The 12,413-nt window shown below is 38.0% G+C and carries 11 protein-coding genes; 4 read left to right on the forward strand and 7 right to left on the reverse strand.

Annotation, left to right across the window (positions count from 1 at the left end; genetic code table 11):
* Nucleotides 1-12 precede the first annotated feature (12 nt).
* Together ppsR and C9J47_RS11185 are read left to right on the forward strand one after the other, a co-directional pair.
* The gene (gene ppsR, locus C9J47_RS11180; protein ID WP_107253608.1) at nt 13-846 is read left to right on the forward strand and encodes a posphoenolpyruvate synthetase regulatory kinase/phosphorylase PpsR; all 834 of its coding nucleotides are present in this window, start codon (nt 13-15) and stop codon (nt 844-846) included.
* Between the two features lie 369 nt (nt 847-1,215).
* Nucleotides 1,216-1,995, forward strand: coding sequence for a hypothetical protein (locus C9J47_RS11185; protein ID WP_107253609.1), 780 nt, complete (start codon nt 1,216-1,218; stop codon nt 1,993-1,995).
* A 307-nt stretch (nt 1,996-2,302) separates the two neighbouring features.
* On the opposite strand, the gene C9J47_RS11190 is transcribed toward C9J47_RS11185, so the two are convergent.
* From C9J47_RS11190 to C9J47_RS11220, 7 genes are all read right to left on the reverse strand, one after another.
* Complete coding sequence (locus C9J47_RS11190) at nt 2,303-3,571, reverse strand: DEAD/DEAH box helicase (RefSeq protein ID WP_107253610.1); 1,269 nt, start codon at nt 3,569-3,571, stop codon at nt 2,303-2,305.
* A gap of 206 nt (nt 3,572-3,777) precedes the next feature.
* Nucleotides 3,778-4,689 (reverse strand): N-acetylglucosamine kinase, encoded by a 912-nt coding sequence (nagK, locus tag C9J47_RS11195; protein ID WP_107253611.1) that lies wholly within the window; start codon nt 4,687-4,689, stop codon nt 3,778-3,780.
* 395 nt (nt 4,690-5,084) lie between these two features.
* Nucleotides 5,085-5,804, reverse strand: a complete 720-nt coding sequence (locus C9J47_RS11200; protein ID WP_107253612.1) for a tRNA-uridine aminocarboxypropyltransferase — start codon at nt 5,802-5,804, stop codon at nt 5,085-5,087.
* A gap of 138 nt (nt 5,805-5,942) precedes the next feature.
* Nucleotides 5,943-7,985, reverse strand: coding sequence for a methyl-accepting chemotaxis protein (locus C9J47_RS11205; RefSeq protein ID WP_107253613.1), 2,043 nt, complete (start codon nt 7,983-7,985; stop codon nt 5,943-5,945).
* A 275-nt stretch (nt 7,986-8,260) separates the two neighbouring features.
* The gene (locus C9J47_RS11210) at nt 8,261-8,605 is read right to left on the reverse strand and encodes a DUF3802 family protein (RefSeq protein ID WP_107253614.1); all 345 of its coding nucleotides are present in this window, start codon (nt 8,603-8,605) and stop codon (nt 8,261-8,263) included.
* A gap of 81 nt (nt 8,606-8,686) precedes the next feature.
* A complete protein-coding gene (locus C9J47_RS11215; protein ID WP_107253615.1) occupies nt 8,687-9,667 on the reverse strand; it encodes a sensor domain-containing diguanylate cyclase in 981 nt (326 codons plus the stop codon).
* Nucleotides 9,664-10,647: a response regulator gene (locus C9J47_RS11220; RefSeq protein ID WP_107253616.1), complete on the reverse strand. Its 984-nt coding sequence runs from the start codon at nt 10,645-10,647 to the stop codon at nt 9,664-9,666. Before C9J47_RS11220 ends, C9J47_RS11215 begins: the two co-directional genes overlap by 4 nt.
* 405 nt (nt 10,648-11,052) lie before the next feature.
* Between C9J47_RS11220 and C9J47_RS11225 the strand changes: the two genes are divergently transcribed.
* Nucleotides 11,053-11,412 (forward strand): glutathione S-transferase N-terminal domain-containing protein, encoded by a 360-nt coding sequence (locus tag C9J47_RS11225; protein ID WP_107253617.1) that lies wholly within the window; start codon nt 11,053-11,055, stop codon nt 11,410-11,412.
* Nucleotides 11,413-11,644: 232 nt separating this feature from the next.
* Nucleotides 11,645-12,319: a DUF3334 family protein gene (locus tag C9J47_RS11230; RefSeq protein WP_107253618.1), complete on the forward strand. Its 675-nt coding sequence runs from the start codon at nt 11,645-11,647 to the stop codon at nt 12,317-12,319.
* Nucleotides 12,320-12,413 lie beyond the last annotated feature (94 nt).

Here is a 12,413-nt window from a genome sequence, read left to right on the forward strand (position 1 = left end):
ATTCAACTTTTTATGCAGCGCAAATCCAATTTTCGTGATGTGTTTTACGTTTCTGACGGTACAGCGATCACTTCTGAGACACTTGGACATGCCGTTTTAGGGCAATTTCCAATCGAAACACGCCAAACAACGCACCCTTTCATTGAAACAAATGAACGTGCAGAACAGGTTAAATTCCTTGTAAATCAATCTTATAATAAGACGGGCATTAAGCCTTTAGTCTTCTATTCAATCGTTATACCTGATGTAAAGGTCATCATTGAACAAAGTAACGCGCATTTCTACGACGTCTTGAATGTGCTAGTTGAGCCTTTAAAGCACGATTTGCAGCTTGAACCAGAGCCTCAGTTACAACGTTCACATAGTATTAACAAGGATGCCGCTAGCTATCAAGATCGTATCGCCGCCATTGAATATACCCTCGCGCATGATGATGGGATTTCACTGAATAATCTTGACCAAGCAGATGTGATTTTATTGGGTGTATCTCGCTGCGGAAAGACCCCAACAAGCCTATATCTTGCGATGCAATTTGGCATAAGAGCAGTTAACTACCCCTTCATCGCCGAAGATATGACAAGCCTTAAACTGCCTGCTGCCATAGAGCCTTATCGCTTTAAAACCTATGGGTTAACCATTGACATCGAACGCCTAGTCGCGATACGAAATGAACGCTACGCCAACAGCGATTATGCTAGCTTAGAGCAGTGTGAAAAAGAACTGCATAAAGTTGAAGGAATGTTCAGACGGGAAGCGATACCCTACTTAAATACATCATCTCTTTCAGTAGAAGAAATCGCCACCCGACTACTCGACATTAGTGGTTTAAAACGAAAAATGTGCTAATAAAAGATATTTATCTTTAAAAAATAACCTTTATCTTTTGTGGTTTAAAATCATCAAGGGTAAAGGTTCTATACTCATGATTCTTCAAAATGCAAAGTCAGCACCTTAAGGTAACATGGGCATATACTCAAAGACCTCAAGATGAAGAATTCAGAGTAATCATTCATGAGACATCTACAGTCTTATGCGACTGCTTCATTGTCGAAAATATGATTTAAAAACGATTAATTGACACTAATTAGTCCTATTTTTTAGCTTTGATAATAAAATTCTCATATTTAAGAGGATAAATTCTTTTATTTATTAAAAACTTAACATTAGTTCACCTTTACTGCATATATTCATCAAAAAAACACTAAGAATTGAAATATGCTTATTTCGTGGTCAGGAATAATAATAAAAGAGGTTGCTAACATGTTTAGATATGTACTCAGTATTTGTCTTTCTTTTTCTCTTATTGGTTGCGGAGGCTCAAGCGGTGACGATGCAATAGAGGCTGTTATTGAAGAAGTGCAAGCAGTAGCAGAGATAGATCCGAACATTGCAGACCTTAATCGTACGCGTAGTGCTAACGTGCAATTTGTAAATACGTCATTAGACTCAATGGATTATTTTATAAATAGTAGTACCAGTACATCGCTACTTTTTGACCCAAATAATAGAGCTATTACTAACAACAATAATGAAATTATCAGTAAAACCTTCGAATGGACAAAAACCGATTCAATAAGAGCTAGCCTCGGTATACAAGATACTAACAGTCAAACACAACAAGCTGAATTAAAGTCGATTACCATAGAAGACACCGATAAATGGTGGGCAATTGCATGGCGAAATGGTGGTGAACTCCAAGATGATTTGATGCTAACAGCTTTGAAACGACAACCATCAGCTGTGAATTCTGTGTATAGAGTACGTGTTTTTAGCCAATCAGATAATACTCAAGTAGTTAATGTTAATCCTAATGATATTCAAATTATTAGTGCAACTAAAGGTATCGTCACAAAATACCTCACAATTCAATCTTGTAAAGATGATTTAAGTTTTAATGCTCAATCTGTAGATTTATGCAATTTAGATATCAGTAAGTCTTATTTACTGATAACTGATGGGAGCAACCTGCTACTGACAGCAGAAGAAAAACAATAAAAAGTAAAACAATAACTTAGGGTAAAATAAAAAAGCGCTATGTTAGCAACACTTTATAACGCAGGGATAGCCTACAACTACATACGTAAAGAATTAATGGGTTTTCTATATGTGCTTTGCAATGTTATTGCACACATTTTGGGGAGTAGAAAATCAATAATTACTGGTCTAATAATATAAACAACAGTAATAATATTAATCTATTACGACAAATAAAGTAGGCAGCGGTGGTAGTATCGCCCCAGTATTATTCTTTGAATATGCTGGGGCTTTCTTTACCCATAAGTAAAGAGTTAGTATTTATTGATTAACGCTTAGCTTGATGACGCCCGCGATTTTTATGTATTTTAGATTTTGCTTTTATACGGCGTTTTTCAGACGTCGAGCTAGAACGACGGTTATCTTGCGCTTTGATGGTTGGATCTGGTTCGTACCCTTCCAGCCACTCTTGAGGTAAGCGTGTATCTAACAATTCTTCAATTGCACGCAGAGCCCATTCTTCATCAATACTCATTAATGAAATAGCACTGCCCGTTAAACCAGCACGACCAGTACGACCAATACGGTGAACATAATCTTCAGCTTGAAATGGTAAATCGAAGTTAACAACATAGCCTAGTTGTTCAATATCTAAACCTCGTGCTGCAACGTCAGTCGCAACCATCGCGCGTACTTTACCTTCTTTAAAATCACTTAATGCACGTTGACGTGCACCTTGGCTTTTATCACCATTAATTGAAACCGCTTTAATACCATCAAGAATCAGCTCTTTTGCTAATTCATCTGAACCTTGCTTTGTTTTAGTAAAGATTAAAACCTGATTCCAATTTCGAGAACCAATAAGGTAAGACAGTAATTCACGCTTACGGTGTTTATCAACTGGATATACCATTTGCGTAACACTTTCGGCAGCAATATTTTCTGGTGTAACTTCAATTAGCTTGGGATCAGCTAAAATATCGTAAGCTAATTTTTTGACTTGATTAGAAAATGTTGCAGAAAAAAGTAACGTTTGGCGCTTTCTCGGCATGCGCTGCATGATGCGTTTAATATCAACGACAAAACCCATATCTAGCATACGATCAGCTTCATCTAATACTAAGCATTCAATCTTAGATAAATCGACAGTACCTGTAAAAGCGTGATCCAATAATCGTCCTGGCGTGGCAATTAAAATATCAACACCCGACTTCAATGCTTTTACCTGAACCCCCATACTGGTGCCGCCATAGGCAACGGCCACCTTAATCGATGTATTTTTACTGTATGCCAAAATACTATCGTGCACTTGTTGGGCAAGTTCGCGGGTTGGTGTTAAAACTAAAGCACGAATTGCCTCAGGCTTTTTTATATAACCTTCGCCATGTTCTGACTGCTGACTCGCCAGTAAACGTTGGATCATCGGTAGGCCGAATGCTGCTGTTTTACCGGTTCCTGTTTGTGCACCAGCCATAATATCATCACCAGCCAATACTTGGGGAATGGCTTGTTCTTGAATGGGTGTTGGTGTTTTAAAACCCAGCTCTGTAACAGTATCAACTAGCTGAGTATTCAGGCCTAAAGCTTGAAATGACATGGTGTTTTCCTACAAACAAACGGTAAAGAGCGCGGATTCTAACAGACCTACTCTGTTATACAAACCCCAGATATAGGAAATCACTTTATAAAACAGATGAGTTTATACTTGAGGTAGATTGGGTATATACACATACGCTTCAAATACAATAAAGCACCGACATGCGGTGCTTAATAATATTGCTACGTGATTATGTTAATGGGTATCTATTTTTTGATATTCAAAAATGCAGCACCACGTACGCCACCAGCATCACCGTGTTTTGCTTTCACAATTTTAGGCACTTGTGACACTGATAATAAATGTTTAGCGACTCTCTTTGGCAGTTCTTGATACAGTAATTCAAAGTTAGATAAGCCACCGCCAAGTACAACAACATGTGGGTCTAAACCTGTGAAGATATTTGCTAAACAGATCGCCAACATTTCCATGAAGCGATCAACATGCTCTACTGCTTTTGCTTCGCCAGTAGCATGCAATTTAATGATCTCGATTGCCTTCAGATTTTCACCATAATAATGCGCATATAATTGCTCAAAACCACGACCTGATAGGTAGTTGTCGATACACCCTTTATTATCACAACCACATGTAAATAACGGTGCTTTTTCGCCAAGACTAAACCAAGCGTCAATAGGCATACGAGTATGACCAAGTTCCCCTGCTACGTGATTCATGCCAGAGAATACGTGCCCATCAAACACTAATCCGCCACCAAAACCCGTTCCTAAGATTAAACCTAGTACTGATTTTTCACCTTGCAGTGACTCATCCCATGCTTCAGATAAGGCGAAACAGTTTGCATCGTTATCAATAGTAACGGTACGACCTAATTTAGCTTCTAGATCTTTACGTAAGAAACGTCCTTTTGCCGCAGGAATATTCGACGTTAATACAGAACCATCGCGAGCATCTTCCATACCCGGCAAGCCAATACCAACTAAGCCTTCACAACCTAAATCATTATCTGCTTTTTGAATAATGCCAACGATTGTATCAACCAGCTTATCGTAATCATCCCCAGGTGTTGCTACACGCTCTGTGGCTACTCGCTCAAGTTTTTCATTAAACGCACCAAATTCAATTTTAGTACCGCCTACATCAAAGCCGTAGTACATCCTGTTCTCCCTAAAATAAACCAAAAGTGATTATCAAATTATTTAGTGCTACTAAATGTGCAACTATTTCGTTCAATAACACCCTCATATTATTGAACGAAATAGTTAAAGATTTATAACGCTGTTACCAAAAGCGTTGCAAATAAAATTATCCATACTTCTACGCCTACAGACTGTGACGGAGCACTGATTTAGTATGCCACTTTTATGGTGATGATCGCGATTGCTGAAAGAAACAGCAGAAAAATGCATATTTATACCCACCTTACCTTGAGGTAAACACGTAAAGCTCACTTTAGGTCCTGAAATTTAAAAGCACTTAGATATATTGACATGGAATGTTAATGGTATAAAAATACGATGAAGAATACCCTTTCTTCATCGCTACTAAATATTTAAATTGCCGCTATATGACTTTCTAATCGCTTAATTGCAGACTCATCAGGTAACAAACGGTTCATTTTACCTGTCATGTAACTTTCACGAAAAACGTCAAACCACAAATCAAGCATATCCGCGTTATTAGCTTCACCAAATAAATCAACAATACGAGCTGCTACCTCTGCCGTACCCAATTGATTTTCTTTTGATGCTTCACGCATTCTATAACGTGACGGTTTATCTGGGTTAATTGATAAAATGGGAAAACGATCCAGATAGGGACTACGACGGAACATTTTTTTCGCTTCAGACCAACTACCATCGAGCATGATAAACAGCGGACGTTTACCATCTTCAAGCTCAATCTGTTCTGCAACCCGCTCAGGCTCTGCATATTCAGCAGGAAAAATGACATAAGGCTGCCATTGCGGATCATCTAACAAGGTGAGCATGTCTTGATTAGGCTCTGTACGAGACCAAATGTATGCAAATGTATCTTCAAATAAATCAGCGATTAAACGCCCAGTATTACTTGGCTTTAATATTTCATCATCAAACATAACCAATAAAAATGCAGCGTTTGATTGAATTATAGGCTTAAGACTACAAATACACAGGTGCTTACGCAGCATACACTGGCGGCAACGTTCGACTTTAGAACCTCGCGCTTTAAAAGGACGGGTGGAACGAGCAAGTCGTTCTTCATATAGCGTATGTACAGCATGAATGCGCATGGCGGCTTTTACCTGATTCGAGAAAACGCGTGCATTCTACAGAATTTGAACCGCCGGTGTTAATAAAACCCGCTCAATACGCCATTTTACTACTCAAGCTGCCTATTATGAGCCGTTACACATGAATATTCGCTATTATTATGCTTTTACTAATTGATAACGCATAAGTAGAGCTTGTTGTTGGTGTGCAATATTAGCAACCCTACCCGCTTCATCAACTAGTGTATCTAACTGCTGATTATTTATTTGAGCACGGCTAGCAACCTGTTCAATACTACGACCGACTTCGAACGACGCACCTTCTTGTTGCTGAGTTGCCGCTGAGATTCTGATGACCTTATCGTTAATCGACCCAATCATTTCTTGGATTTGATGAATAGATGTTTGTACATCGCCGCTGAGTTCGATTGAGGATGTCATCTCTTGTCGACTAACCACCATTGCATCATTTGCATCTTTAGCCGCTTTATGTAAATCAGTGATCGTTTGTCGAATAGATTCAGTTTGTAAATTCGTTTCACTGGCAAGTTTTCGTACTTCATCAGCAACAACGGCAAACCCACGACCCTGCTCACCAGCACGTGCTGCTTCAATGGCTGCATTCAAAGCTAATAAATTCGTATTATTTGCAATTGAACTAATAAGCTCGACCACTTCGGTAATCTTATTAACATAATTATCTAGCTCGACCATACGTTGCTCATTAATAACAAACTGCCCTTCTAGTGCCATTAATCCTTTAGTGCTTCGGTCTATCACTTTTACACCATTCAAAGCCAACTGATAAGCTTGCTCTGCTTCCGATTCAGACTCTACGGTACTTTGGGCAATGTCTTTAATTGACACTTCTAACTCTGTAATAGCTGAAGCGACGGTAGCCAAGTCAGCACTTTGTTCGTGCAGGGCTTCTCTTGATTGTGATGACGCCGATTGGCTCCGATCAGCAGCTCGATTTAAACTTTGGCTGTTTTCAGTCAACTTGATTAACGCATTACAGTTATTGCTGTTCGATTCATTCAGCATTCTCGCCAACTGCGAAAATTCTTGAGGGGCACCAGTATTGGCATCTACTGTTAAATTTCCTTCGCTCATCGCTTTAACAGTGCGATCAATTTGCTGAATTGAGCCACGAACAATACGGCTAATCCAAACACCAGAAATAAGTGCCACTAACAATCCTATGCCACTTAATGTAACAAAGAACATTCGCGCGTTATCACTCGCCATCAACACACCTTTTTGCCCTTCTTCAACAAGAGCATCAGCTCCTTTCGTTACATTTTCAAGTAACGCCATTGTCGAATCAATCTGCTGCTGAATGTTGCTTGTTTTAACCGCTTGCTCTTGCATTAATTGAAGGACATTGAGATGTTTTTGTACGATTCCATCTTGGTTATATAATTCTTTCACCATCTGGAATGGAACCGTTAAGCTAGAAAAATCACCAATGCTTTTGTCTACTGATTTCAGCTCATTCCATGCGTATTCCATGCCTGACATATTCGAGCTTTTTAAGCTTCTAGCCATTTTTTTTGCTTTATCAACATTAGATTCCAACAACAAAGCAATGAGGTTACTCGCCATTTCCAAAGAATGATTAATAAAGTTAGTCGCATTGTTCATCGCATCAGCGTTATTACCATATAGACCAATACTCAGTCGACTCATCTCTGAACGTACAGAGGAGACTGCATAGTTCATCATTGCTTTATCAGCTTCGACCTGCGCTGTTGTAGTCATAATCAGCTGTTGAGCAAGGTAGGTTTCATCAGCTAAGACTTCGATAGCATCAACTTCAGTTTTAAGTTGTTGAATGTCATTTTGTAGCCAAGAAATTTGAGATGTTTTTGCTATATACTCTAAGGTATTAATAGATTGATGAATGTTTTCTTGCTGGGTTTGAAATGAAAGGTAAGCAGTATCTAACGCTTCAATAGTTTGACTATTAATAATATCAGAGATACTTTTTGATGCTTCTAAAGAGTGTTGAACAATTGCTGAATTATTAATAGATACGGGCAACGCTTGTTGGCTAAGCACATAAAATTCATGAGAAATATTATTTAAGCCTCGATTTCCATAAAAGGTTAATAGACAACCAATTCCCACTAATAACAATAAAACAATCTGAATACTTTTTACTACTGAGAAACGTTCTTTTTGTTGTCGAACCCGTATCATCTTTACTTCCTTGATAAATTAATCGCCAGCATTAGAAGAGCCACTATTTATAGAAACGAAAAAATGTGATCTCGAGCACAATGCTGTTAAACCATCAATTTACACAAAAAATATGACGAAAATATTTCATATTATAATTTTATTAAGCTCAACAATATCAAGGTCATTAATATCAATCAGGGGGGGAAGGTGGTCAAAAATTCACTTATAAAAAAAGCGACAATAGTCGCTTAAAATTCAGCCTAGATACTCAGTTAACTGTAGGCGTAGGAAAACTACTTTTTCTGACTGATTGCACTATCAAATAAGTTTTTAACTAAACCAATATAGTCTTCAAGAAACGAGATCTGCTCAACTGTAGGGGATCTAAGCCAAGCTCCCGCAAGTACCTCACTTAGATCAGCAACGACGGCATCAGCCTCTTGCATTAATTTAAAGCGAAAATCTGCATCTAAATCAGGATTTTGTGAAAAAACAGCCATTAGATTTGTCGCAATCATGTCTGTTACAACATCTTCAACAGTTTCTTTACATACATCTTCACTTGCCTTTTCAAACAATGCAAGATGCTCAGTAAAATATTCAATCAGTGCGTGATAACCTTCAGATTCAACAACCATATCATTACTTTTATACTATTTATAATGCGCTTAATTGTAAGGATAATCAGTAAAAAAACAATGCTCTACCTCAAGACTCTGCTAAGCGGTATCTTTTTCTTGCTCAACTAAGGCTTCAAATACTGTACTTTGATTACGCCCAGATTGCTTAGAGATATACAATGCCTTATCTGCATGCTCTAACCATTGTTCATAATTACGCAGCTCTGGGTACCACTCACACACACCTAAACTGATTGTCACATTGATTGAACGTACATCAACATTCACCCTAGCCAGCTCTATTCGCTGACGTAGACGCTCTGTAAAATACTGCCCCATATCAGATGAAGTATACGGCAGAATGACACCAAACTCCTCACCACCATAGCGACCAGCAATATCACTCTGGCGCTTAGTACGGCGTAATACGTTAGAGACAATACGGATAACGCCATCACCAGCAACATGCCCAAAGGTATCATTTACTTTCTTAAAGTGGTCAATATCAAACATGACTAAAGTCGATGGCGTCTGTGTTTGTCGGCAACGCTCAAACTCTTCGGCGAGGCAAGTCTCCCAATGACCACGGTTATACAGTTGTGTTAGCCTATCCGTCATACTTAAGTGAGTAAGTTGCTTATTTGATTCTCGTAAATGTGTTTTGTTTTTCGCAATATCAGATACATCAGTCACAGACAAACAAACATGCGAAAAATCACCATGAAGTGACTTCAATGGCGTAAGTATGAGGTTTTGATACATAAGCTCCGATCCACCAGAAATCGGGCTAAAGTTTGAAAAATTAAAGACCGAAGGCCGATCTTCCCATGACGTGAACGAACGCATACCTAACTTAAATGTCGATTCAATCTTATTTTTCAGCCACTCTTCAGGTAAATCATCTAACGCATCAAAAAGATTTCGCCCCATAATATCATCAGAACTTATACCACTATAAGCCTGCATGAACGTATTCCATGCCATTACGTTGTAGTGCTTATCAATAATAACGACGCCCACATCGATATTATCCATCACCTGCATAGTCAGGTGGAAGTCTGCTAACGTGATTTCATTCAATGTAAAGTGCCCATTATTTTTTTGATGACCTGAGTTGATCCACTATCCATCAAAAACAGTACATCACACTCTAAATCTAGCGATTCAGCTTGATAAGTATATTCGATGGTAAATAATTCTAATGTACTATTTTCGCTATCCCCCCAGCCCATATATTCTTCTAATACAATAGGCTGACGAACAGAGAATGGTATATTCATTTGCTCAGACAATGCGACAAGGAAAGATGACACCATCAGATTCGCCGTATCAATCACGATTTCATTTTTGTTTTCATCCATTTGGCTAAACCCCAGCTTTTCACCAAAAACACCAATATCATCGCCGCGTAAACACACTAACGCTTCACCGTTAATGCCACCACCAACGAATCGTTGCGCAATAGCAATGGTATCGTCTGTATTTTTAATATCGGTAATAGCCATAGCCAACTCACCAGCATCCATATGAGCAACGTTGGGCAAAGGCATTTTGATGAATTCACCAAAGTGATCTGAAATAATGGCAGCCCCACGCCCAAGAGCAATATTCGCAACTTCTTTGAACGTGTTTACATAATCAGATTCACTATTCACTAATGTTTCATTTTGCAGAGGCGAGTGACTTTCTACACAAAGGTCTAAACTGGTTAACAATGTTTTAAAATTTTTAGAGTCAAAGGGTTTACTTAAAAAATGATGCGCCCCTAAAGAGAAGCAACGCTCAATTGCTTGTTGTTGAACATCTGCCGATACAACCACTACTTTTGTGTCAAAGTCACGCACTGGTAATGATTTTAATACACCAAAACCGTCCATCACAGGCATCGTTAAGTCTAAGAATAAAACATCAATATCGTACTCGCTCAAGCACTCTAAACCCGCTCTACCATTTTCTGCAAAATGAAGCGTCAAAAAATCACTATCAGGTAGCAAGCGAGTGAGTGCTTTATGTACAATCGGTGAATCATCACAAATTAAAATACGCTTAGACTTAGCCACTAATATAATGTGTCCCAAATTACTTTTTCACAATACATATATAATAATCATTTGACTGAGCATTCATAATGTCACTGTATGAAAATTATTGAATAAGTGATACGGATCCTCTTTTGAACCTTCAGAAGTGATTATTGATATTATTATCATGAGTGAATGTCACGTTTTTCACCCTTTTCCGTTCATTTATTGTACAGAAATGCATCTGAGATGCATTTATCATTTTTCAATGAAAACGTACTAATCATGAAGATTCTCACATCTTCACACAGGGAATAATCTTAATGAATAGTTTAATTCAAGTGAAAAGTTATGTCTAAAAAGGCTTTTTTTTCTGCATTTTAAATCATGTTAAAACGTTGTAATATTGACACTGCTCATCATTATTAAATAGGAACAGCTGTAATGAAAATAGTCCGTTGGATCTTAGGACGTATCATACTTTTACTGAATTTTATATTTTCTCCACGCGCACAAAAACGTGACGACTTAGAACAAAACCTTGTTAATCAAGATGTTGCAAAATTAAAGCTCTATCAATTTGATGCATGCCCATTTTGTGTGAAGGTGCGCCGCTCTGCTAAACGTTTAAATTTACCGCTAGAGACACGAAACGCAAAAGTTGCACCTTGGGAGCAAGAGCTAATCAGTGATGGAGGTGCACGAAAAGTACCTTGCTTACGCATTGAAAAAGAAAATGGCAGCATTGAATGGCTATATGAATCAAATGATATCATTGGCTATTTAGAGCAACGCTTTGCTTAGTGTTAATTTTGAGCATTATTAATAACATCTAATGAGATTAAGTGAACTAAATCAATTCGTTCACTTAATCTTTGTGCACTCTTGAAATAATAGTGAGACACTGTTTATACCCAAGTCACCTCAAGATGCAGGATTCAGAGTGATCTCAGCGAGCAGCTTGAGGTAATTTGGGTATAATTACTTGCACTAAACGCGGTATCAACACTGGCTTTTTGCCAATACAGGACAAAGAATGAAAAAAAATAAAATTATAACAACTGACGATATTCTACTTAAGCTTTGCCAGTCTATTTCAAGTGTTTTATCTACCGCAACAGATAGCCAAATCAACTACTCTGCTATGGTACAAAAGATTAATAAAACAAGCTTAAAGCCTGATATCGGGTGTTTTGTTCTATTTGATGGTGGTTTCACTGGTCTAGTTGTAAGTAACTTTACTCAACAAGCTGCACTTGAAATTTATCAAGCATATATGTTGAAAATGGGGATTCCTCAAGAAGATCTTGCGATTCACCATACTTCTGACGAAGTAGCAGATGTACTGGGCGAACTGATGAATCAAACCGTTGGTGACTTTACCAGTAAGATTCGTCGTGAATTGCAAATATCAATTACGCAGAATCAACCTAAAATGTTAGCGTTAAATAAACAAATTATTCTTTCTGTCGATACTAACCTTGATCGCCCACAAGCGCGTCGTGTTAGCTTTACAACAGAAAAAAATAACATCTTTTATTTAGAACTCGCAATGGATAAGACTGAATTTATTCAACTTGAAGAGTTTGAGCAACATCAAGATATCGATCCTGACGTGATTATCGAAAACGAAAAAAAGCAAAAGGAAAGTAATTTAACGCTTGTAAATCAAGCAGATGAACAAGATTTACTCGATGAACTTGGTATTTAACATTCACGACTAGTCACGCATAAATTACAAAAGGCACTATAAGCTACGTTTTCTATCTAGTCATAAATAGAAAACCATGGTGCCTTTCTTTTCT

The organism is Photobacterium indicum, assembly GCF_003026215.1.
GTDB classification, from domain to species: Bacteria; Pseudomonadota; Gammaproteobacteria; order Enterobacterales; family Vibrionaceae; genus Photobacterium; species Photobacterium indicum.

Coding starts and splice junctions, on each gene's coding strand:
- C9J47_RS11230 (WP_107253618.1), top strand. CDS start 11,645: ATGAAAAAAAATAAAATTATAACAACTGACGATATTCTACTTAAGCTT.
- C9J47_RS11210 (WP_107253614.1), bottom strand. CDS start 8,605: ATGGTTGTTGAATCTGAAGGTTATCACGCACTGATTGAATATTTTACT.
- C9J47_RS11190 (WP_107253610.1), bottom strand. CDS start 3,571: ATGTCATTTCAAGCTTTAGGCCTGAATACTCAGCTAGTTGATACTGTT.
- nagK (WP_107253611.1), bottom strand. CDS start 4,689: ATGTACTACGGCTTTGATGTAGGCGGTACTAAAATTGAATTTGGTGCG.
- C9J47_RS11200 (WP_107253612.1), bottom strand. CDS start 5,804: ATGCGCATTCATGCTGTACATACGCTATATGAAGAACGACTTGCTCGT.
- C9J47_RS11205 (WP_107253613.1), bottom strand. CDS start 7,985: ATGATACGGGTTCGACAACAAAAAGAACGTTTCTCAGTAGTAAAAAGT.
- ppsR (WP_107253608.1), top strand. CDS start 13: ATGCAGCGCAAATCCAATTTTCGTGATGTGTTTTACGTTTCTGACGGT.
- C9J47_RS11225 (WP_107253617.1), top strand. CDS start 11,053: ATGAAAATAGTCCGTTGGATCTTAGGACGTATCATACTTTTACTGAAT.
- C9J47_RS11185 (WP_107253609.1), top strand. CDS start 1,216: ATGCTTATTTCGTGGTCAGGAATAATAATAAAAGAGGTTGCTAACATG.